The organism is Pseudomonas sp. BIC9C (genome assembly GCF_034541995.1).
Classification (GTDB): Bacteria; Pseudomonadota; Gammaproteobacteria; order Pseudomonadales; family Pseudomonadaceae; genus Aquipseudomonas; species Aquipseudomonas fluorescens_CC.
This window is the reverse complement of the sequence record NZ_JAWDGM010000001.1, coordinates 412,351-433,434: the sequence shown is the minus strand read 5'-3', so window position 1 is coordinate 433,434 and position 21,084 is coordinate 412,351. Positions and strand designations below refer to the sequence as shown.

Here is a 21,084-nt window from a genome sequence, read left to right as displayed (position 1 = left end):
TAAAATCTTCGCGGGCAAGCCCGCTCCCACAGGTTCAGTGTCTGCCGCATCATTTGGGTACGACACAAATCCTGTGGGAGCGTGGCTTGCCCGCGATGGTCGCGCCGCGGTCTCAAGCCTTCAACGGTGCGTCGCAATCCAGATCAGCAACCCCGCCTGAAACACCGCAAACGCCACCAGGCAAGTAATGGTGAAGCGCAGCCCGGCGTCCTCGCGTTTGTATTTGCTGACTTTCTCTTCGTGTTTCTTGAGTTTGACTTCCTGCTCGGCCAGGTTCTGTTCGGCTTGCTGGAGCATCTGCGCCGCCTCGAGAATTTCCACGACCTGCAGTTTTTCGCTGTTCCAGTCGCCGGAAAGGTCGCCGACCTTGACCGGCTTGACGCTGCCTTTCAAATGCTGGGCATCGGCATACACCACGTCGAAACCGTGCACGCGTAAAAAATGATCGCGGCGCAGGCGGGTATCTTCGTTCAGCGCATCCTTGTTGTTCAGGTCAACGCCGTCGACGGTGTAGGTCGGCCAGCGCTTCTTCGCCCAGTTGATGCCCTGGGCCGCCAGGAATCGGCCAATGCCACGGTTCAGCGGTTCAATCTGCAGTCCGCTTTCCGGTCCGAAATGCACGCGTTTTTCGGCGTGATCGACCCACACGTCCAGATGATTCTGTTCCTTGCGCACGCGCTGGCCGGGCAGGGTGATGCTCATGCGCATCAGGCTGCGCTCCTTGTCGTTGCGCTCGGCATAGCCGAACTCGACAAAACGCAATGGGCGCCCGCCTGTGTTGCGGTCAGTCTGCAACTGCGCCAGACGGAGCATTTTGTGGTGCTCGACGTGGACGTCCGCCCAGGGCAGCTCGACCGCTGGCGGTGCGTCTTTTTCAGCGGTGGTGTCGGGTGAAGTCTGGGTGTCAGTCATAACGGCGAGATCCTGTCCAAGCTCAGCTTGTCGCCAGCCAATGTGGTGGTGACAAAGGCTTATCGGCCGTTTTTTTCAAGACTGGAGGGCCAGGGGGCGTGAAAACTGGTTGAGAACGCCCCCTACAGCGCTCAACTGGTGCGAAGTCCATCAATAAACCCGAGGATTCGCGTGCCCAGTTCCGCCGCGAGGGGCAATTGCGGATCTTTATAGGACGCCAGTTGGCGTTTGACGTCGTTGGGCACGATGCGCATGACGTGGTTCATGCCTTCGATCAACGCCAGTTCGGCGTCCGGTTTGGCGGCCTTGAGCAGCCGGGCATCATTGACGCCGACCTGGATGTCGTTGCTGCCCTGGATGATCAGCGCCGGCATCTTCAGCTTGGCGAACGCGGCGGCCGGGTCTTGGCGGAACAGGGAAATCAGGTACGGTTGCACGCTCGGACGGAAAATTGCCTGTAATGGTGGCGGCACGTTGTCGTCGGGTTTCCCGGCCTTGAGGCTGTCGAGCAACTCATTGCTGCGCAGCATCAGCGGCGGCGGCAGGCGATTGCCCAGTTGCTGGCGGATGACCTGATCAACCGGCCTTGCGCTGCCGGAGACAGAAATCACCGCGTCGGCATCGATATTCGGGGCGGCGAGGCTGGCGATCAAGGCACCCTCGCTGTGACCCAGCACAATCAGCTTGCCGAAACGCGGATCGCTCTTGAGCTTGTGGCCCCAGGCTTGGGCGTCGGCCACATAGGCGTCCACCGTCAGGTTACGTTCGTCCGGTGTGGCGGCCAGGCTCGCGGCCACACCGCGTTTGTCGTAGCGCACACTGGCGATGTTGTGTTTGGCCAGTACCCAGGCCAGGCGCTTGAGGCTGTCATTGCGCCCGCCGTCGGCGTTGTTTCCGTCACGATCCGTAGGGCCGGAGCCGGAAATGATCAGGACAACCGGCACGGGGTCGTCGGATTTTGGCAGCAACAGCGAGCCGAAAAGCTCGCCGGTGCCGGTATCCAGCGTGATCGGTCGTTGCAGGACAGTCGCCTGGGCGAAGCCGGAAATCAGGGTAAGGCTCAAGGCTAGAACTCGCAGCATCATCGCGCCATCATCAAGAAGATGCCGGTTGGACTCACAGGCACCCATAAGGTTCGAGGATGAACTACTTGGGTAGCCTGCGTATACTGGCGCGCATTACGTATTCAGGTTCATTTCACGGAGCGTCCTGCATGTCCGGCAATACCTACGGCAAGCTGTTCACTGTCACCACCGCGGGCGAAAGCCATGGTCCGGCGTTGGTCGCCATTGTCGATGGCTGCCCGCCGGGCCTGGAGATATCCCTGGAGGATCTGCAGCGTGACCTGGACCGTCGCAAGCCCGGCACCAGCCGCCACACCACCCAGCGTCAGGAAGCCGACGAAGTCGAAATCCTCTCTGGCGTGTTCGAAGGCCGCACCACCGGTTGCGCCATCGGCCTGTTGATCCGCAACACCGACCAGAAGTCCAAGGACTACTCGGCGATCAAGGATCTGTTCCGCCCGGCCCACGCCGACTACACCTACCACCACAAGTACGGTGAGCGCGACTACCGCGGCGGCGGTCGCAGCTCGGCCCGTGAAACGGCGATGCGCGTGGCGGCGGGGGCGATTGCAAAAAAATACCTGGCGAGTCAGGGCATCGTCATTCGCGGCTACATGAGCCAGCTGGGGCCGATTGAAATCCCGTTCAAGACCTGGGAATCGGTCGAGCAGAACGCCTTCTTCAGTCCGGATCCGGACAAAGTGCCGGAACTGGAAGCCTACATGGACCAGTTGCGCCGCGATCAGGATTCGGTCGGCGCGAAAATCACCGTGGTCGCCGAAGGCGTGATGCCGGGCCTGGGCGAGCCGATCTTCGACCGCCTCGATGCCGAACTGGCCCATGCGCTGATGAGCATCAACGCGGTCAAGGGCGTGGAAATCGGCGCCGGTTTCGCCAGCGTCGCCCAGCGTGGCACCGAGCATCGCGATGAAATGACCCCGCAAGGTTTCCTCAGCAATAACGCGGGCGGAATTCTCGGCGGTATTTCCTCCGGTCAGCCGATCGTCGCGCACCTGGCGCTGAAGCCGACGTCGAGCATCACCACACCGGGCCGTTCCATCGACATCCATGGCAACCCGGTGGAAGTGATCACCAAGGGGCGTCACGACCCGTGCGTCGGCATCCGCGCCACGCCGATCGCCGAGGCGATGATGGCCATCGTGCTGATGGATCACCTGCTGCGTCACCGTGGGCAGAACGCCGATGTGCGTGTGAGCACGCCGGTGCTGGGTCAGCTGTAAATGGCTGACTTCACAGTCGCAGCCGTCTGATGGCGACTGCGGCGCTCCCGTACTGGCGGCTCTCCAGTTTCTATCTGTTCTATTTCGCCTTGCTCGGTTCGACAGCGCCGTTTCTGGCGCTGTATTTCGATCACCTCGGATTCAGTGCCGCGCGCATCGGTGAACTGGTGGCGATCCCGATGCTGATGCGCTGCGTGGCGCCGAACATCTGGGGCTGGCTGGGCGACTACACCGGTCGGCGGCTGACCATCGTGCGCTTCGGCGCGGTGTGCACGCTGCTGACCTTTTCGCTGATTTTCGTCAGCAAGACCTACGCCTGGCTGGTGATGGTCATGGCCTTGCATGCGTTCTTCTGGCATGCGGTGTTGCCACAATTCGAAGTCATTACCCTGGCGCATTTGCAGGGGCAGACCTCGCGCTACAGCCAGATTCGCCTGTGGGGCTCGATCGGTTTCATCATCACCGTGGTCGCGCTGGGCCGGCTGTTCGAATGGCTGAGCCTGGACATCTACCCGGCGGCGCTGGTGCTGATCATGGCCGGCATCGTGCTCAGCAGCCTGTGGGTGCCCAATGCTCAACCGGCGCCGGGCAACCGGGTGGCGGGGGAAGGGTTCCTCAAGCAACTGCGCAGCCCCGGCGTATTGGCGTTTTATGCCTGCGTGGCGCTGATGCAGATGAGTCACGGGCCGTATTACACGTTTTTAACGCTGCACCTTGAGCGACTGGGTTACAGCCGCGGCGTGATCGGCATGCTCTGGGCGGTCGGCGTGGTGGCTGAAGTGCTGATGTTCCTGGCCATGAGCCGGATCCTCGCGCGCGTCTCGCTGCGCCGGGTGCTGATGGCCAGTTTTCTGCTGGCAGCTTTGCGTTGGCTGTTGTTGGGTTCGCTCGCGGAGTTTCTTTGGGTGCTGTTGTTTGCCCAGGTGCTGCACGCGGCGACATTCGGCAGCTTTCACGCCGCTGCCATTCAATTCGTGCAACGTAGCTTCGGTGCGCGCCAGCAAGGCCAAGGCCAGGCGTTGTACGCCGCCCTGGCCGGCACCGGTGGCGCATTGGGCGCGTTGTACGCCGGTTACAGCTGGAACGCCCTCGGCGCGGCATGGACCTTTAGTATTGCCAGTCTCGCAGCCGTCGCGGCTGCCGTTATCATTGCCACACGTATGCAAGAGGACAGGCCATGAGCCTTACCCGTGAACACCTCGCCCAGGAAATCATCGACGCCGGGCGTTTTCTGTATGGTCGCGGCTGGTCGCCAGCCACCAGCAGCAATTACTCGACTCGCCTGTCGCCGACCGAAGCCTTGCTGACCGTGTCCGGCAAGCACAAGGGGCAACTTGGCATGGATGACGTGCTGGCCACTGACCTGTCGGGCAACAGTCTGGAACCGGGCAAGAAACCGTCCGCCGAAACCCTGTTGCACACCCAGCTCTACACCTGGCGCCCAGAGATCGGTGCCGTGCTGCACACCCATTCGGTGAATGCCACTGTGCTGTCGCGCCTGACACCGCAAGACTTCATCGAGTTCGAAGACTACGAACTGCAAAAAGCCTTCAGCGGTGTGACGACCCACGAATCCCGGGTGCGCGTGCCGATTTTCGACAACGATCAGGACATTGCGCGCCTGGCCGCCAAGGTGCAGCCTTGGCTCGACGCCCATCCCGATTGCGTCGGCTACCTGATCCGCGGTCATGGCCTGTACACCTGGGGCGCGCGCATGAGCGATGCCCTGCGGCAGATCGAGGCCTTTGAATTTTTGTTCGAGTGCGAGTTGAAGACGCGCTCGCTCTTTAACCGTAACGCATGAACCGTTAAGGAGTTGCCACGATGAGCAGCCTGTCCGTTTATCACGTCTCCAGCCCTGAAACTCCCAACAAGGTGCTGACCCATTTCGAAGACATCGCCTCGACCCTGGCCGAGCAGGGCGTGCGCTTCGACCGCTGGCAAGCGGCGGCGAAGATCCAGCCGGGCGCCACTCAGGAAGAAGTGATTGCCGCCTATCAAGAGCAAATCGACAAACTGATGACCGAACGCGGTTACGTTACCGTCGACGTGATCAGCCTCAACAGCGATCACCCGCAAAAAGCCGAACTGCGTGCAAAATTCCTCGACGAACATCGTCACGGCGAAGACGAAGTACGATTTTTCGTTGCCGGCCGTGGCTTGTTTACCCTGCACATCGACGATTACGTCTACGCGGTCCTGTGCGAGAAAAACGATCTGATCTCAGTGCCGGCCGGCACCAAACACTGGTTCGACATGGGCGAACATCCGCATTTCGTCGCGATCCGTCTGTTCAACAACCCGGAAGGCTGGGTGGCCAATTTCACCGGCGAAGACATCGCCAGCCAATTCCCGCGCCTGGAGGACTGAGTCGATGCCGATCAAAGCGATTCTCACCGACATCGAAGGCACCACCAGCGCGGTGAGTTTTGTGTTCGACGTGCTGTTTCCCTATGCCGCCAAACACTTGCCGGCGTTTGTCCGTCAGCACGCCGAACGCGCCGACGTGGCAGAACAACTGGCTGCCGTGCGCCGCGACAGCAACGAACCGAATGCTGACGTCGAGCGGGTCATCGAGATCCTGTTGGGCTGGATTGCCGAAGACCGCAAGGCCACGCCGTTGAAAGCGTTGCAGGGAATGGTCTGGGAGCAGGGTTATCAGGCCGGGCAACTGAAAGGCCACGTCTACCCCGACGCCGTCGAAGCGCTCAAGCAATGGCACCAGAACGGCTATCAACTGTTCGTTTATTCCTCGGGCTCGATCCAGGCGCAGAAGTTGATCTTCGGCTGCTCGGAGGCGGGGATTTGACGCCGCTGTTCAGCGGCTACTTCGATACGACGTCAGGGCCAAAACGCGAGGCGCAGTCCTACGCCAACATCACCCAGGCGATCCAGGTCGAGGCGCAGCAAATTCTGTTTTTGTCGGACATCGTCGAAGAACTCGACGCAGCGCGCGCGGCGGGAATGGCCACTTGCGGCCTGGCACGTGAGGGTGGGGAACTGGCGGGGCATGTCACCGTGGACAGTTTTGTGCGAATCAATCCTTCAGCCTTCTAAATACTGCTTGGAAATCGCCGCATAACTTGTGGGAGCGGGCTTGCTCGCGAATGCGGAGTGTCATCCAACTTTGATGTTGACTGACACTCCCACTTCGCGAGCAAGCCCGCTCCCACACTTTTTTTACAGCGAGTAATAGGTCGGCAGGGCAAACCGTTGCTGGCTTTGCAGCATGGAAATCTGCGGCAGTTCACTGGCTTGTTCGGCGAGGTCGCGGCGGATCGCACTGATGACCCACATCAGCTGGTCGCCATTGTGCAATTGCCGGTAGGAGATCGAGCGCTTGAACACTTTGCCTTCGCCACCGCTCAGGGTCAGCAGGATCCCGCCATCAGGGCGGGCCTGGGTGGTGACGTCGTAGTTGGCGAACAGGGACGAAAATTTTTCCTGGATCAGGCTCATGTCTTTCAGCTCCGTGATGACTTGAATGGCAAGCATGGGGAGACTGTTGCAGCCTTTGTGCCAGTAATATCAGTTGATTTATATTGATAAAAATCAACAGCTTACGTTTTTTAGTGATATTTGCTTTCGTGCAATCTGCATGAATGGCCATCGTGCATCCTGCATTTTGCAGGTACGTCGGCGACTCGATGGAACCCATTGGCGTGCACGGGATCACCTACGCGCAGCGCTGTCGCGGATCTGGATCGCAGATCAAGATCGTAGATACAAAACATTTCAAAAACCGCGTGTACAGCTCAAGAACCGTTGACGTATTTTCGGGCTCAGTCATCGCCGCCCGACAATAAAAAAGATCGAACGGGAGCATCATGAGCCGCACGTCAAACGACACGATTACCTGGGGCATGATGCTCCGCAAGCTGCCTTCCATTGCCAAAGCCATCCCCCGGGTGGTGAAGGGCATGAAGGCCGCCAATGTCACGGACCCGACCCAGGCGTGTGGTTTGGGCTGGTGTTTCGAGCAAGCCGCGTTGCGCAACCCGGATGGCCCGGCGCTGTTGCAAGACGACGTGACGCTCAGTTACTCCGAGGTCAACCAATGGGCCAACCGCATCGCCCATCACCTGATCGGTCAGGGCATCGGCAAGGGGGATGTGGTGGCGGTCTTCATCGAGAACCGCCCGGAACTGCTGGTGACGATTCTGGCGGTGGCCAAGGTCGGCGCGATCAGTGCGTTGCTCAATACCTCGCAGACCCGCGACACCCTGGTGCACAGTGTGAATCTGGTGGCGCCGGTGGCGATCATTGTCGGTGAGGAGTTGGTCCCGGCCTACCTGGCGGTTCGTGATCGGGTGTCGATTCAGGCTGCGCGAACCTGGTTCGTCGCCGATCAGGACACCTCTCGTCAACCGGGCATCGCGCCTGAAGGTTTCATCAACCTGATGACCGTCAGTCTCGATGACGCCAGCGACAACCCGGCCAGCAGCCAGCGGATTTTCTTCGACGATCCCTGCTTTTATATCTACACCTCCGGCACCACGGGGCTGCCCAAGGCCGGCGTGTTCAAGCATGGCCGCTGGATGCGCAGTTCGGCGAGTTTCGGCATGATCGCCCTGGACATGCGCCCGGACGATGTCGTCTATTGCACCTTGCCGCTGTACCACGCCACGGGCCTTTGCGTGTGCTGGGGTTCGGCGGTCAGTGGTGCCAGCGGGTTCGCCATCCGCCGCAAATTCAGCGCCAGTCAGTTCTGGAACGACGTGCGCAAGTACCGGGCAACCACCATCGGTTATGTCGGCGAATTGTGTCGCTACCTGGTCGATCAACCGCCCAGCGCCGACGACAGCCGGCACGACGTGAAGAAGATGATCGGCAACGGCCTGCGTCCCGGCGCCTGGAACGAATTCAAGACCCGCTTTGCGGTGAATCACATCTGTGAGCTGTACGCCGCCAGCGACGGCAATATCGGGTTCACCAACATTCTGAATTTCGACAACACCATCGGTTTTTCCCTGATGTCCTGGGAACTGGTGGCGTACGACCACGACAGCGGCGCACCGATTCGTGGGGCCAATGGCCTGATGCGCAAGGTCGCCAAGGGTGAGCAGGGGCTGTTGCTGGCAAAAATCGACGACAAGGCACCGCTGGATGGCTACACCGATCCGCAGAAAACCGCCAAGGTCGTGCTCCACGATGTATTCGAGCAGGGCGACCGCTACTACAACACCGGCGACCTGTTGCGCTGCATCGGCTTTGGTCATGCACAGTTCGTCGACCGCCTGGGTGATACCTACCGCTGGAAGGGTGAAAACGTGTCGACCACGGAGGTCGAAAACATCCTCCTGAAACACCCGAGTATTTCCGAAGCCGTGGCCTATGGCGTGGAAATCCGGAATACCAATGGTCGGGCCGGGATGGCGGCGATTACCCCCGCCGAATCCCTGGCAACCCTGGACTTCAGCGAACTGCTGGCCTTCGCTCGTGAGCAAATGCCGGCTTATGCGGTGCCGTTGTTCCTGCGGGTGAAAGTGAAAATGGAAACCACCGGGACTTTCAAGTATCAGAAGACCCGACTCAAGGACGAGGCCTTCGACCCGGGTAAAACCGGTGATGATCCGATCTATGCCTGGCTGCCGGGCACCCAGACTTACGTGCAGGTCACGGAGCAATTGTTGTCTGACATTCAGGGCGGCAAGTACCGCTATTGAATCTGGCTATGGCGGCCCATGAGAAAAAACAAGTGACAGTGCCGGGGCGGCTCGGGAAACTGTCGGCTTTTACGAATGACAGAGAAGGGAGTAGCCAATGTCAGACAAAAGCCGCCAGATGACCCCCGAAGAAGCCGCTGAATTTGCCGAACAGGTATTCAACAAGGCACGGGAGGGCGATGCGGCGATGATGGCCGCGCTGCTGACCAAGGGGTTACCGCCGAACCTGCGTAACCACAAGGGCGACACCTTGCTGATGCTGGCCGCGTACCACGGTCATGTGGATACGGTAAAAGTCCTGCTGGAGCACAAGGCCGACCCGGAGATCCGCAACGACAACGGACAGAGTCCGATTGCCGGTGCTGCCTTCAAGGGTGACCTGGCGGTGATCAAGGTCTTGGTCGACGGCGGCGCGCAGGTTGAAGGCTCGTCCTTTGACGGCCGCACGGCGCTGATGATGGCGGCGATGTTCAATCGCGTCGAAGTGGTCGATTACCTGATCAGCAAGGGCGCCGACCCGAAAGCCAAGGACGCCAATGGCATCACCGCGCTGGAAGCGGCGAAAACCATGGGCGCTTCCGATGCTGTTGCGCACCTGGAAAAACTGCTGGGCTGACGCTGAGCCTTGTGGCAAGGGGCGCTCACTACAGGTCCACATTTGCGCTATCCTTCGCGCCCTCAACATTCCCCTCGCTACAGGATCCGCCCCATGAAAGCCGCACTCGTCGAACTCATCAGCAAAATCAGCTCCGGGTGCATGGGCGAAGACGAAATCCTCAAGGTCGCAGACGAAGCGGCACAGGCCTACGCCGATCCGCAGGCTTTTCTGACCGCCAATCCGGACATCAACTACGACGACAGCTTCCCGATTCCGCTGGGTGAGTGGGTGGTGGTCGGCAGCCTGCCGGAAACGGTGCTGTTCCAGGCTGACACCTACATGGACCTGTTCGGCCAGATCGTCGCCTCGTTCGGCCCTGGAGTGGAGTTCAATCTCAAGCCCAAGCAACTGGCCAGGACCGAAGCCCTGACCGCGCTCAACCGTATCCAGGTGCAGATGAGCAGCCTGAACAAGGAAAACGGTGGCTACACGCTGATGAACTTCAGCCAGTTGCTCGATGACGAGTTGCAGGTGGTGCTGGTCTACGGCAATGACGTGCCACGGGTGCTGGAATTGTGCGCAGAAATCGGCATCGCAGCCGCGCCATCCCTGGAAGCCCTGAAAGTGGCGATCCACGTCTGATAGCCAAACACTGTCAATAAAACGGAGCCCTCGCGACGACCGTCTATCCTGAGAGGGCAAATCACTCTTCAGGAGCGTCACCATGGGTTCCACGTTCAACAGCCTGGTTGCCTTGATCATTTTTGCCTTGGACATCTGGGCCATCATCAACGTATTCAAAAGTAGCGCCGAGACCGGGATGAAAATTCTCTGGGTACTGTTGATCGCACTGTTGCCGGTGCTGGGACTGATCATCTGGGCCATCGCCGGGCCGCGGGGCAATGTCAAATTCTGACGGATATCCCGCAAACAACTCCGACCCTGTGGGAGCGGGCTTGCTCGCGAAGAGGGAGGGGCAGTTGAAAACAAGTCGGCTGACACACCGCTTTCGCGAGCAAGCCCGCTCCCACATTCGACCTGTCATGTTCCGCGACGTAGAATGCGCGCCTTTCCCGGTCAATCGAGACGCTCGATTGGCCATCATGGGCGGGTAACCGTCCGTTGCCACCCGCATTCATCGGAGCACTTCCCATGAGCAACACCCTGACCAGCGACTACCTGGAAACCCTCTACGAAGGCTACGGCCAGCGTTTTCGCATGGAAAAACTGCTGCACGAAGTGCGCACCGAACACCAGCATCTGGTGATCTTCGAGAACCCGCGCATGGGCCGGGTGATGGCGCTGGACGGCGTGATCCAGACCACCGAAGCCGACGAATTCATCTACCACGAAATGCTCACCCACGTGCCGATCCTGGCGCACGGTGCTGCCAAGCGCGTGCTGATCATCGGCGGCGGTGACGGTGGCATGTTGCGTGAAGTGGCCAAGCACCGCAGTGTCGAGCACATCACCATGGTCGAGATCGACGGCACCGTGGTCGACATGTGCAAGGAATTCCTGCCGAACCACTCCAAGGGCGCGTTCGATGATCCACGCCTGAACCTGGTGATCGACGACGGCATGCGTTTCGTCGCTACCACCACTGAAAAGTTCGACGTGATCATTTCCGACTCCACCGACCCGATCGGACCGGGTGAAGTGCTGTTCTCGGAAAACTTCTACCAGGCCTGCCACCGCTGCCTGAACGAAGGCGGCATCCTGGTGACCCAGAACGGCACGCCGTTCATGCAGATCGAAGAGGTGAAGACCACCGCCGGTCGCCTGCGCAGCCTGTTCCCGGACTGGCACTTCTACCAGGCTGCCGTGCCGACCTATATCGGTGGCTCGATGACCTTCGCCTGGGGCGCCACCAATACCGCTTATCGCAAGTTGTCCCGCGAAACCCTGCAACAGCGCTTCGCGGGCAGCGGCATCATCACCCGCTACTACAATCCTGAAATCCACATCGGTGCCTTTGCCTTGCCGCAATACGTGTTGCAGGCGGTGAACAAGCCAAGCAACGACTAAAACCCTGTAGGAGCGAGCTTGCTCGCGATAGCGTCAGACCAGTCAATATTGATGTTGAATGTTCTACCGCTTTCGCGAGCAAGCCCGCTCCCACATGGTTTGCGCTGGACGGGTTGAAGCGGGTGTCGGGAGAGATTTTCACATCCGTCGATGTGTTTGCTCCGGCGGAACAATTAGGCAGCTAACGAGGTCGAGATAGAGGTGAGCCCATCAATGGGTTTTATCGAGGAGGCTTTGATGCAAAAGTGGAAAATCACTTTCGTGGATGATCACGGCGAACAAGTCGACGAAGTCTTTGAGTGCGACGAGTGCCCGGATAACGAGCACGCTGCCAAACTCATAAAAGCCCGACTCCTTCCCGTTGCTGCCGAACTGGATCTGAACGATCTGGAAGGGCGGACCGCCGATGCGACCGTCAAAAGTCTGAAAGACCAGTACGCCATTCAAATCCTCGGCATCACGCCAATCTGAACGACACCTGTCGCATTCAAATCCAGACCTTGGCAGAGGCTCTATCTTGGGGCTACTCTGCAAGCGAGATCAGCGAATGAATCGCTAAGGTCTGGTCTTGTCAGCTCCATGCTTGTTTCCCGCCGGCACATCGGTTGCCGTCGCTCGCGCTGTTCGGTTGCGGGTGAGGGAGTACGGAAAGTCTATCCATCGTTTTGAGGAGGACGTTTCATGAGCACAGCCTATCAAGAAGACATCAGCAGCAGCGTACTGCGCCGCATGAAAGAAGGCGGTTTTGACTTTTCGCGGTTTCATCCCATCGAGTTCTACGCCATTTTCCCGGATGAGGAGCGGGCACGCAGGGCAGCAGGTCATTTCCACCATGGTGAATCCCTGAATGCGCAAGTCAGTGTGCGCGACGATGGCGCCTGGGCGCTGGAATTGTGCAAAGTCATGTATGCCACCTACGACGACATCGGCGATTTCGAACAGGGTTTCGAAGCGGTGGTCGAGCCATTGGGCGGCATCATCGAAGGCTGGGGTGTGAAACAGGAGGTACGAGGGCGACTCGCATAACCTTATGAACAGTGACAACCGACAATGACGGCTGACCTTCGGGTTGGCCGTTTTCATTTGCGGGCATTGATAATCGGCCAAAAAAAGCCGCCTGGGCAGGCGGCTAAAAGGGAAGTTCGGTGAGCTTTTCAGCGAATGCCCGGATTATCCGCAGCCGTTGCCGGGCAGTGAAATCAACTCTGACTATGCTGGTGATAGGCGACCACCACGCCTTGCAATGAAGCGGGGGCGATCGGGTTGGGGCATTTGTCGCACAGGATTGGTGCGGTGCGTGCGTGTTGATTATCCAACCGATTGAAATATAAGCGTTTATGCCGATGGCACGGGCCTTGCGAAGGTCTGGACGTCCGAGTGACAAGGAGTACGGCATGATCCGCACCTATTTTGATGAGATGTACGATGCCGGCGGCCAGGTCCGCCCGCATTATCGGGAGTTTGCCCGTTGGCTGGCCGAGACGCCTGACGAGCTTCTGGCACAACGGCGACGCGAGGCCGATCTGTTGTTTCATCGTGCCGGGATAACCTTCACGCTCTACGGGGACGAGCAGGGCACTGAGCGCCTGATTCCCTTCGACACCATCCCCCGCAGCATTCCTGCCAGTGAATGGCGGGTCGTCGAGCGCGGCTGCATCCAGCGGGTCAAGGCGTTGAACATGTTCCTCGCCGACCTTTACCACGAGCAGCGCATCATCAAGGCCGGCATCATTCCGGCCGAACAGGTGCTGGCGAACGAGCAGTATCAGTTGGCGATGCAGGGCCTGGACCTGCACCGCGATATCTACTCGCACATCTCCGGGGTCGACCTGGTGCGCGATGGCGACGGCACCTACTACGTGCTCGAAGACAATCTGCGTACACCCAGCGGCGTCAGCTACATGCTTGAAGACCGCAAGATGATGATGCGCTTGTTCCCCGAACTGTTCGCGGCGCAACGCATCGCTCCCATCGACCATTACCCGAACCTGCTGCTCGACACCCTGAAAAGCTCAAGCCCCATCGACAACCCGAGCGTGGTGGTGCTGACACCCGGGCGCTTCAACAGCGCGTTCTTCGAGCATGCGTTCCTGGCACGGGAAATGGGGGTGGAACTGGTGGAGGGCGCGGACCTGTTCGTGCGTGACGACAAGGTCTACATGCGCACCACCGACGGGCCGAAAGCGGTCGACGTGATTTATCGTCGCCTCGACGACGCCTTCCTCGATCCGCTGGCCTTCAACCCGGAGTCGATGCTCGGCGTGCCGGGGCTACTGTCGTCCTACCGCTCCGGCAACGTGGTGCTGGCCAATGCCATTGGCACGGGGGTGGCGGACGACAAGTCGGTGTATCCGTTCGTTACCGACATGATCCGTTTCTACCTCGACGAAGAGCCGATCCTGAAGAACGTGCCGACCTGGCAATGCCGTAACCCTTCTGAACTGTCCCATGTACTGGCCAATCTTCCAGAGTTGGTGGTCAAGGAAACCCAAGGCTCCGGTGGGTACGGAATGCTGGTGGGGCCGGCGGCGACAGCGGCGGAAATCGAAGCCTTCCGCGCGCGGATCATCGCCAAGCCCCATGCGTATATCGCGCAACCGACGCTGTCGTTGTCGACCTGTCCGACCTTTGTCGAAAACGGCATTGCGCCACGCCATATCGACTTGCGGCCGTTTGTCCTGTCGGGTCGTGAAACCCGGGTCGTGCCCGGCGGTTTGACCCGTGTTGCCCTGCGCGAAGGCTCCCTGGTGGTCAACTCCTCCCAGGGTGGCGGAACCAAGGACACCTGGGTGGTCGAGGATTAAAGGAAGCCTGCCATGTTAAGTAGAACTGCCTCGGATTTGTATTGGATGTCGCGTTACCTGGAGCGGGCGGAAAACCTCGCACGGATGCTCGACATCAGCTATTCGCTGTCGCTGATGCCGCAAGACGGTCGTGGCGACGGTTTGCACGAATTGGCCATGCCGCTGTTGATCACCGGCACCCTGGACGATTACCTGGAACGCCATGGCGAACTGCATGCCGAACGGCTGTTGCATTTCTTCGCCCTGGATGCGGCCAACCCGGCGAGCATCTACAGCTGTCTCGGGGCGGCACGGGCCAGCGCCCATGCGGTACGTGGGCGCATCACCGCCGACATGTGGGAAAACATCAACGCCACCTGGCTGGAAATTCGCGGAATTGCCGAGCAGGGCCTCAGTCGCTACGGCATGAGCCGTTTCTGCGAGTGGATCAAGGAACGTTCCCATCTGTTCCGGGGCGCGTCCTACGGCACCATCATGCGTAACGATGCGTTTCGCTTCATTCGTTTGGGGACCTTTATCGAACGGGCGGACAACACCTTGCGCCTGCTCGATGCCCGCTACGAAATGGCCGGCGATCAGGCCGAAGCGGTCAGCGATGGCACCGCTCACGCGTATTACCAATGGAGTGCGTTGTTGCGGGCGTTGTCGTCGTTCGAGGCCTACACGGAAATCTATCGCGACGCCCCCGGCGCCCGGCATGTCGCCGAACTGCTGTTGCTGCGGGCCGATGTACCGCGATCCCTGCGCGCCTGTACCGAAGAAATCGACCAGATCCTCGCGCAATTACCAGGGGCCAATGGTCGTCCCGCACAACGCCTGGCGGCAGAAATGGACGCACGCCTGCGCTACACCGGTATCCATGAAATTCTCGAAGAAGGCCTGCACGCCTGGCTGACCGAGTTCATCCCGCTGGTGCGCCAGTTGGGTAACGCGATACACAGTTCTTATCTGGAGGCCGCATGAGACTTTCCATTAGCCACGAAACCACCTATCACTACGAAGACAAGGTGCGGGCGAGCATCCAGTATCTGCGACTGACTCCCCACGATAGCGAGCGCCAGCACGTGCTCAGTTGGCAGCTCGACCTGCCGCGTCCGGTGCGGGCGCAACTCGATCCGTTCGGCAACATCCTGCATGTGCTGACCATGGATGAGCCGCACGAGGCGATCATCATAGGCGCCCGTGGCCAGGTCGATATCGACGAGTTGCGTGAGGCCGAACACGAGAGCCAGTCGGCACTGCCGTTTCTGCGTTTCACCCGTTTGACTGAAGCCGACGCCGCCCTGCGTACGTTCGCCGAGAAGGCGTGCAAACAACGCCGCGATCGCACGGCGCTGATCGATCTGATGCATGGGCTCAACCAGCATATGACCTACACGCCGGGCTCCACGGAAGTGGATACCAGCGCGGCTCAGGCCTTTGCCGGGCGCTCCGGCGTGTGTCAGGACCATACCCATGCGTTCCTTGCCTGCACGCGCAGCCTGGGCATTCCGGCGCGTTATGTGTCGGGGTATCTGTACAGCGAGAACAGCGAACACCTGGCCAGCCACGCCTGGGCCGAAGCCTGGCTGGATGATGCCTGGTACAGCTTCGACGTGACCAACGAGCTGGCCCGGCCGGAACGTCACCTGAAACTGGCAGTGGGCCTGGATTACCTGGATGCCTGCCCGGTGCGCGGGATGCGCCGGGGCGGTGGGTGTGAGCAGATGCACGCCAAGGTGCTGGTTTCACCGACGCCAGCGCCGGTGATCTCCGTGCAGCAGCAGTAAGCGGGACACTACGGAACCCTGTGGGAGCGGGCTTGCTCGCGAAGGCGGTCTTCCAGTCACTGTATCGGCGACTGATGTATCGCTATCGCGGGCAAGCCCGCTCCTACAGGTACGATATTGTCAGGGCTTAACCTTGCGCCCAACCATATGCTGCAAATACCCCACCAACATCCCCAGATCACCATCCGGCAACACCTCGGTCGAGAACCCGGGCATCTTCGCCTGCGGCCACTGGCGCAAACTCTGTGGATCGCGGATGTAGCGCTTGAGGAAGTCCGTGCCGAAATACTCGGTCGGGTTGTACGGAATATTCAGGTCCGGCCCGAACTGCGAGTCGCCAGCGCCATTGAGTCGATGGCATGCCAGGCAGTTCTTCTGGAACAGCGCAAAACCCTTGTTCACCGGATCATCCGCCTTCAACGCCGGATCGGGCAGCAGGGCAGGAAAGCGCTCGGCCACGGGCGCCAGGCGTTTGATGCTCGCCACCTGGAACGGCCATTGTTCGGGGCTGATGTTGCCGGCCTGCGGGTTGGTCCAGACCAGATAGAACGGCCCGGCGCCTGGCTTGCCTTCGGATAGCGGTGGCCAGGGTTTGGCCGGGTCTTCAATCGCCAGCCACGCCTGTGCACCCTGGGTATTGAGCAATGGCGCTGCGGTCATTTCGGCGGCAAAGCCATCCAGGGCCACAGCTTGCAGGTGGTCGTCGGGCTTGATGCCGGTCAGCAACTCGGACAGGGGTACGGCGCGGTAGCTCATGTCCCGCTTGTAGGAAACGTCGTTGCTGATGTCGATGGTTTGAACCTGAGGATGCTTGAGCAACTCCTCGGTCTGCCAGGTGCGACTGTTCGCGCCCAGCTCCAGGTTCAGCTGTGCGGCATACAGGGGCGAGCCGAACAGCAGGGCCCCGAGCAGAATGAGCATTTTCAAATGATCGCCGTCCATGTCGTGGAAGTGCCGTCAAGGTTGGCACAGCCACGCTGGCCCGGGTAGCGGGCCAGTCACATTTTGATAGTGGCAATTAAAAAACGTGACGCCGCATCTTTCAGACGCGACTAGCCGATCACCTTGGTCAGGTTCGGCAATATCAACAACAGTGTGGTGGCGAAAAGGATGAGCCCGGCTTGTCGTACTTTCGATTGTTTGAACATGGCTTGACCGCCTTTATTGTTATTTCCTGATGCCTGCCTGCATTGCTCCATGACGGCAGGTGCACTTCCTGTAGCGACGAGTGCCTCGGCAAAACCCGACGACAACTTCGTACAAGTTCACCTTAGAGCCCGCGCTGCGCATGGCTTAGATCCATTTCGTATGGAATTGTTACGATTAGCTTTGAAAAAGACATGAGGCCTATTGCCAGCTTCTTTGGCGCCCGTTGGCTAGACAGCTTGGTGTCCGGAATCGGTAAATCCGGTAGCTCACTACCGTCCGTCTGAGCGTGAGCGTCAACGTCTGTGAGCGCTGCGGTCATTGAATCAAACGCGGCTCGGGCCAAGAGTGAGCACTCGATATTCACCCACCCGTACTGTGGTTCGAGGACGTCATGACCCAAGCATTGATTTTCGACGCGTTACGCACGCCCCGTGGCAAAGGCAAGGCCGACGGCGCCTTGCACAGTGTCAAACCGGTGGACCTGGTTGCCGGTTTGCTCAGCGCACTGCAACAGCGTACGGCGCTGGACACCAGCCAGGTCGATGATGTGGTGCTCGGCTGCGTGACGCCGATTGGCGATCAAGGTTCCGACATCGCCAAAACCGCCGCTCAGGTGGCCGATTGGGATGTCAGCGTGGCGGGGGTACAGATCAACCGTTTCTGTGCTTCGGGGCTGGAGGCGGTCAACCTCGGCGCAATGAAAGTGCGCTCCGGCTTCGAGGATCTGGTGGTGGTCGGCGGCGTCGAGTCGATGTCCCGGGTGCCGATGGGCAGCGATGGCGGGGCCTGGGCGCTGGACCCGGCGACCAACCTGCACAGTCACTTCACGCCGCAGGGCGTGGGCGCTGACTGATCGCCACCCTTGAAGGCTTCAGCCGTCAGGATGTCGATGTCTACGCGCTGCATTCAACAAAAGGCTGCACGGGCGCGGGCCGACGGTTCATTCAACAAGTCGCTGGTGCCGGTGCAGGACCAGAACGGCATCATCCTGCTCGATCACGATGAGTTCATTCGCGCCGATTCGACCCTCGAAGGACTGGGCAAGCTCAGCCGAGTTTCGAGATGATGGGGCAGATGGGGTTCGATGCCACCGCGTTGCGGGTCTATAGCCATGTCGAGCGGATCAGTCATGTTCACACCCCCGGCAACAGCTCCGGGATTGTCGATGGTGCGGCGCTGATGCTCATCGGCTCCGAAGCCAAGGGCCGGGCGCTGGCCTGCAGCCGCGGGCGCGGATTGTCGCCACGGCGGTCACCAGCACCGATCCGACCATCATGCTCACCGGCCCCGCGCCGGCGACCAAGGCGCTGGCCAAGGCCGGGCTGCGGGTCGAAGACATCGATCTGTTCGAGGTCAACGAGGCGTTCGCTTCCGTGGTGTTGAAATTCATCAAGGACATGGCTGTCGATCCGGACAAGGTCAATGTCAACGGCGGCTCCATCGCCATGGGCCATCCGCTGGGCGCCACTGGCTGCGCCATTCTCGGCACGCTGCTGGATGAACTGGAAGCCCGACGCCTGCGTTATGGCCTCGCGACCCTGTGTGTCGGCGGCGGCATGGGCATTGCCACCATCATCGAACGCCTCTGAGCCCGGACTTCAAGGAACCCAGTTATGAACGAAGCCATTCGTTACGAAAAAGGCCAGGACCAAATCGTCGTCCTGACCATCGACATGCCGGGCCAGAGCGCCAACACCATGAACGCGGTGTACCGCGAGGCCATGGCTGACTGCGTTGCGCACCTGGTGGCCGACAAGGACAGCATCGCTGGCGTGATCATCGCCTCGGCCAAGAAAACCTTCTTCGCCGGCGGCGACCTCAATGAACTGATCAAGGTCGGCAAGCCCGAAGCCAAAGCCTTCTACGACATGGTGCTGACCCTCAAGGGGCAGCTGCGCACCCTGGAAACTCTCGGTAAACCGGTGGTTGCTGCGATCAACGGCGCGGCACTCGGCGGCGGCTGGGAAATCTGCCTGGCCTGTCATCATCGCGTGGCGCTGGACAGCCCGTCGGTGCAACTCGGCCTGCCGGAAGTTACCCTCGGCCTGCTGCCGGGCGGCGGTGGCGTAGTGCGCATGGTGCGCATGCTCGGGATCGAAAAAGCCCTGCCATACCTGCTCGAAGGCAAGAAAGTTCGCCCGCAACAGGCGTTGCAGGCGGGGTTGATCGACGAACTGGCAGCGGACTCCGAAGAGCTGATGGCCAAGGCGAAGGCGTGGATTCTCGCCAACCCGGCGGCGGTACAACGCTGGGATGTGAAGGGCTACCAGATTCCGGACGGGACGCCGTCAGACCCGAAAGTCGCCCAGATGCTGGCGATTGCACCGTCGATCCTGCGCAGCAAAACCCAGGGCACGATGCCCGCGCCGGAGAAGATCCTGTGCGCGGCGGTCGAGGGCGCCCAAGTGGATTTCGACACGGCGCACCTGATCGAAACCCGCTATTTCACTGAACTGACCACCGGCCAGGTCTCGAAAAACCTGATTGGCACGTTCTGGTTCCAACTTAACGAAATCAATGCCGGCGGTTCGCGGCCTCAAGGCTTTGCGCCTTATGTCACCCGCAAGGTCGGAGTGCTCGGCGCCGGGATGATGGGCGCCGGAATTGCGTTTGTCAGCGCGTCGGCCGGTATCGAGGTGGTGCTCAAGGACATCAACCTTGCCGCGGCGCAGAAGGGCAAGGCGCATTCGGCGGCGCTGCTGGACAAGCAAGTCGCTCGCGGACAAATGAGCATCGAGCAACGCGACACCGTTCTGGCTCGCATTCAACCCACCGCAAACGATGCCGACCTGGCCGGTTGTGACCTGATCATCGAAGCCGTGTTCGAGGATCGGGATTTGAAGGCCAAGGTCTCCCTGGCGGCGCAGAAGGTCGTCGGCGCGGACGCGGTGATCGCCTCCAACACTTCGACTTTGCCGATCAGCGGCCTGGCGTGCGCCGTGCCCGATCAGAGCAAGTTCATCGGCCTGCATTTTTTCAGCCCCGTGGAAAAAATGCCGCTGGTGGAAATCATCAAGGGCGCCAATACCAGCGATGAAACCCTGGCCCGCGGGTTCGATTACGTCCTGCAAATCAGGAAAACCCCGATTGTGGTCAATGACAGCCGCGGTTTCTTCACCTCAAGGGTGTTCGGCACCTTCACCAACGAAGGCATTGCCATGCTGGGCGAAGGCGTGAGCGCGGCGATGATCGAGACTGAAGCACGCAAAGCCGGCATGCCGGTAGGGCCGCTGGCGATTTCTGACGAAGTTTCCCTCAGCCTGATGAACCATATCCGCCTGCAAACGGCCAAGGACCTGCAGGCAGAAGGCAAACCGCTGAGAGAGCATCCGGCCTTTGCCGTGATTGACTTGCTGCTCAATGAATACAAGCGTCCGGGCAAGGCTGCCGGGGGTGGTTTCTACGAGTATCCGGCAGGCGGCCAGAAACACCTGTGGCCACAGTTGAAAACCCGCTTCGAGAAAACCGACGGGCAGATTTCGCCGAAAGATGTGCGTGATCGCTTGCTGTTCGTACAAGCCATCGAAACCGTGCGCTGCGTGGAGGAGGGCGTGTTGACCTCGACCGCGGACGGCAACATTGGCTCGATCTTCGGTATCGGTTTTGCCCCGTGGACAGGCGGTGCGCTGCAGTTCATCAACCAGTACGGCGTACAGGACTTTGTCGCCCGCGCCCAGTACCTGGCCAGGCAATATGGCGAGCGGTTCGCGCCGCCCGCATTGCTGCTGGAGAAGGCCGCCAAAAGGGAGGCATTCTAAGGGGGCGATGACGCATTTCGGGGCTTGCCTTGTCACGGTGTTTCAGGGCAGGCTCTGGGGTGTGCATTATTCCCATCACGTGTCAGGTATTTTTT

19 protein-coding genes and 2 pseudogenes are annotated in these 21,084 nt (G+C 60.1%); 17 read left to right on the top strand and 4 right to left on the bottom strand.

Translation table 11 applies throughout. The annotated features are described in order from the left end of the window. Positions 1-120 precede the first annotated feature (120 nt). The gene (locus tag RS887_RS02030) at positions 121-912 is read right to left on the bottom strand and encodes a hypothetical protein (RefSeq protein WP_322614189.1); all 792 of its coding nucleotides are present in this window, start codon (positions 910-912) and stop codon (positions 121-123) included. Between the two features lie 131 nt (positions 913-1,043). Continuing rightward, the gene (locus RS887_RS02025; protein ID WP_322614188.1) at positions 1,044-2,042 is read right to left on the bottom strand and encodes an alpha/beta hydrolase; all 999 of its coding nucleotides are present in this window, start codon (positions 2,040-2,042) and stop codon (positions 1,044-1,046) included. A gap of 83 nt (positions 2,043-2,125) precedes the next feature. On the opposite strand from RS887_RS02025, the gene aroC reads away from it, so the two are divergent. The 5 genes and pseudogenes from aroC (at position 2,126) to mtnC (ending at position 6,274) form a co-directional block, all read left to right on the top strand. Further along, on the top strand, positions 2,126-3,217 hold the full coding sequence (gene aroC, locus RS887_RS02020; RefSeq protein WP_085716874.1) for a chorismate synthase: 1,092 nt from the start codon (positions 2,126-2,128) through the stop codon (positions 3,215-3,217). Positions 3,218-3,246: 29 nt separating this feature from the next. After that, positions 3,247-4,398, top strand: a complete 1,152-nt coding sequence (locus RS887_RS02015) for an MFS transporter (protein ID WP_322614187.1) — start codon at positions 3,247-3,249, stop codon at positions 4,396-4,398. Continuing rightward, the gene (locus tag RS887_RS02010; protein ID WP_057399337.1) at positions 4,395-5,021 is read left to right on the top strand and encodes a methylthioribulose 1-phosphate dehydratase; all 627 of its coding nucleotides are present in this window, start codon (positions 4,395-4,397) and stop codon (positions 5,019-5,021) included. The genes RS887_RS02015 and RS887_RS02010 overlap by 4 nt, the downstream gene beginning before the upstream one ends. A 20-nt stretch (positions 5,022-5,041) precedes the next feature. Further along, positions 5,042-5,587, top strand: coding sequence for an acireductone dioxygenase (locus RS887_RS02005; RefSeq protein WP_322614186.1), 546 nt, complete (start codon positions 5,042-5,044; stop codon positions 5,585-5,587). Positions 5,588-5,591: 4 nt separating this feature from the next. Further along, positions 5,592-6,274 (top strand): annotated as a pseudogene (gene mtnC, locus RS887_RS02000) (acireductone synthase). A 123-nt stretch (positions 6,275-6,397) separates the two neighbouring features. Here mtnC and RS887_RS01995 read toward each other — a convergent pair. Beyond that, positions 6,398-6,676 (bottom strand): DUF3509 domain-containing protein, encoded by a 279-nt coding sequence (locus tag RS887_RS01995; RefSeq protein ID WP_322615245.1) that lies wholly within the window; start codon positions 6,674-6,676, stop codon positions 6,398-6,400. A gap of 368 nt (positions 6,677-7,044) precedes the next feature. Here RS887_RS01995 and RS887_RS01990 point away from each other — a divergent pair, with 368 nt between their 5' ends. The 10 genes from RS887_RS01990 (at position 7,045) to RS887_RS01945 (ending at position 16,082) form a co-directional block, all read left to right on the top strand. Beyond that, positions 7,045-8,883, top strand: a complete 1,839-nt coding sequence (locus tag RS887_RS01990; RefSeq protein ID WP_322614185.1) for a long-chain-acyl-CoA synthetase — start codon at positions 7,045-7,047, stop codon at positions 8,881-8,883. Between the two features lie 97 nt (positions 8,884-8,980). Next, complete coding sequence (locus RS887_RS01985; RefSeq protein ID WP_322614184.1) at positions 8,981-9,499, top strand: ankyrin repeat domain-containing protein; 519 nt, start codon at positions 8,981-8,983, stop codon at positions 9,497-9,499. Positions 9,500-9,592: 93 nt separating this feature from the next. Further along, entirely contained in the window at positions 9,593-10,123 is a 531-nt protein-coding gene (locus RS887_RS01980; RefSeq protein WP_322614183.1) for a hypothetical protein, read from the top strand. An 82-nt stretch (positions 10,124-10,205) separates the two neighbouring features. Further along, on the top strand, positions 10,206-10,397 hold the full coding sequence (locus RS887_RS01975) for a PLD nuclease N-terminal domain-containing protein (RefSeq protein ID WP_007993066.1): 192 nt from the start codon (positions 10,206-10,208) through the stop codon (positions 10,395-10,397). Between the two features lie 236 nt (positions 10,398-10,633). After that, positions 10,634-11,509, top strand: a complete 876-nt coding sequence (speE, locus tag RS887_RS01970; RefSeq protein WP_322614182.1) for a polyamine aminopropyltransferase — start codon at positions 10,634-10,636, stop codon at positions 11,507-11,509. A 237-nt stretch (positions 11,510-11,746) separates the two neighbouring features. Further along, a complete protein-coding gene (locus tag RS887_RS01965) occupies positions 11,747-11,980 on the top strand; it encodes a hypothetical protein (RefSeq protein WP_111282828.1) in 234 nt (77 codons plus the stop codon). Between the two features lie 210 nt (positions 11,981-12,190). Next, the gene (locus RS887_RS01960; protein WP_008017656.1) at positions 12,191-12,535 is read left to right on the top strand and encodes a ribonuclease E inhibitor RraB; all 345 of its coding nucleotides are present in this window, start codon (positions 12,191-12,193) and stop codon (positions 12,533-12,535) included. A gap of 368 nt (positions 12,536-12,903) precedes the next feature. Then, positions 12,904-14,313, top strand: coding sequence for a circularly permuted type 2 ATP-grasp protein (locus RS887_RS01955; protein WP_096509732.1), 1,410 nt, complete (start codon positions 12,904-12,906; stop codon positions 14,311-14,313). A gap of 12 nt (positions 14,314-14,325) precedes the next feature. Continuing rightward, complete coding sequence (locus RS887_RS01950; RefSeq protein ID WP_007971901.1) at positions 14,326-15,276, top strand: alpha-E domain-containing protein; 951 nt, start codon at positions 14,326-14,328, stop codon at positions 15,274-15,276. Then, positions 15,273-16,082, top strand: coding sequence for a transglutaminase family protein (locus RS887_RS01945; RefSeq protein WP_111282631.1), 810 nt, complete (start codon positions 15,273-15,275; stop codon positions 16,080-16,082). The genes RS887_RS01950 and RS887_RS01945 overlap by 4 nt, the downstream gene beginning before the upstream one ends. A gap of 120 nt (positions 16,083-16,202) precedes the next feature. On the opposite strand, the gene RS887_RS01940 is transcribed toward RS887_RS01945, so the two are convergent. Then, complete coding sequence (locus RS887_RS01940) at positions 16,203-17,024, bottom strand: cytochrome c (RefSeq protein ID WP_322614181.1); 822 nt, start codon at positions 17,022-17,024, stop codon at positions 16,203-16,205. A 598-nt stretch (positions 17,025-17,622) separates the two neighbouring features. Between RS887_RS01940 and RS887_RS01935 the strand changes: the two are divergent. Together RS887_RS01935 and RS887_RS01930 are read left to right on the top strand one after the other, a co-directional pair. Next, a pseudogene (locus tag RS887_RS01935) lies at positions 17,623-18,820 on the top strand (acetyl-CoA C-acetyltransferase). A 24-nt stretch (positions 18,821-18,844) separates the two neighbouring features. Beyond that, on the top strand, positions 18,845-20,989 hold the full coding sequence (locus RS887_RS01930; RefSeq protein WP_322614180.1) for a 3-hydroxyacyl-CoA dehydrogenase NAD-binding domain-containing protein: 2,145 nt from the start codon (positions 18,845-18,847) through the stop codon (positions 20,987-20,989). Positions 20,990-21,084 lie beyond the last annotated feature (95 nt).

What these genes read in the sequence shown, in the direction of transcription:
- RS887_RS02030 (WP_322614189.1), bottom strand. Translation starts at nt 912, where the DNA reads ATGACTGACACCCAGACTTCACCCGACACCACCGCTGAAAAAGACGCA.
- RS887_RS02025 (WP_322614188.1), bottom strand. Translation starts at nt 2,042, where the DNA reads ATGGGTGCCTGTGAGTCCAACCGGCATCTTCTTGATGATGGCGCGATG.
- aroC (WP_085716874.1), top strand. Translation starts at nt 2,126, where the DNA reads ATGTCCGGCAATACCTACGGCAAGCTGTTCACTGTCACCACCGCGGGC.
- RS887_RS02015 (WP_322614187.1), top strand. Translation starts at nt 3,247, where the DNA reads ATGGCGACTGCGGCGCTCCCGTACTGGCGGCTCTCCAGTTTCTATCTG.
- RS887_RS02010 (WP_057399337.1), top strand. Translation starts at nt 4,395, where the DNA reads ATGAGCCTTACCCGTGAACACCTCGCCCAGGAAATCATCGACGCCGGG.
- RS887_RS02005 (WP_322614186.1), top strand. Translation starts at nt 5,042, where the DNA reads ATGAGCAGCCTGTCCGTTTATCACGTCTCCAGCCCTGAAACTCCCAAC.
- RS887_RS01995 (WP_322615245.1), bottom strand. Translation starts at nt 6,676, where the DNA reads ATGAGCCTGATCCAGGAAAAATTTTCGTCCCTGTTCGCCAACTACGAC.
- RS887_RS01990 (WP_322614185.1), top strand. Translation starts at nt 7,045, where the DNA reads ATGAGCCGCACGTCAAACGACACGATTACCTGGGGCATGATGCTCCGC.
- RS887_RS01985 (WP_322614184.1), top strand. Translation starts at nt 8,981, where the DNA reads ATGTCAGACAAAAGCCGCCAGATGACCCCCGAAGAAGCCGCTGAATTT.
- RS887_RS01980 (WP_322614183.1), top strand. Translation starts at nt 9,593, where the DNA reads ATGAAAGCCGCACTCGTCGAACTCATCAGCAAAATCAGCTCCGGGTGC.
- RS887_RS01975 (WP_007993066.1), top strand. Translation starts at nt 10,206, where the DNA reads ATGGGTTCCACGTTCAACAGCCTGGTTGCCTTGATCATTTTTGCCTTG.
- speE (WP_322614182.1), top strand. Translation starts at nt 10,634, where the DNA reads ATGAGCAACACCCTGACCAGCGACTACCTGGAAACCCTCTACGAAGGC.
- RS887_RS01965 (WP_111282828.1), top strand. Translation starts at nt 11,747, where the DNA reads ATGCAAAAGTGGAAAATCACTTTCGTGGATGATCACGGCGAACAAGTC.
- RS887_RS01960 (WP_008017656.1), top strand. Translation starts at nt 12,191, where the DNA reads ATGAGCACAGCCTATCAAGAAGACATCAGCAGCAGCGTACTGCGCCGC.
- RS887_RS01955 (WP_096509732.1), top strand. Translation starts at nt 12,904, where the DNA reads ATGATCCGCACCTATTTTGATGAGATGTACGATGCCGGCGGCCAGGTC.
- RS887_RS01950 (WP_007971901.1), top strand. Translation starts at nt 14,326, where the DNA reads ATGTTAAGTAGAACTGCCTCGGATTTGTATTGGATGTCGCGTTACCTG.
- RS887_RS01945 (WP_111282631.1), top strand. Translation starts at nt 15,273, where the DNA reads ATGAGACTTTCCATTAGCCACGAAACCACCTATCACTACGAAGACAAG.
- RS887_RS01940 (WP_322614181.1), bottom strand. Translation starts at nt 17,024, where the DNA reads ATGGACGGCGATCATTTGAAAATGCTCATTCTGCTCGGGGCCCTGCTG.
- RS887_RS01930 (WP_322614180.1), top strand. Translation starts at nt 18,845, where the DNA reads ATGAACGAAGCCATTCGTTACGAAAAAGGCCAGGACCAAATCGTCGTC.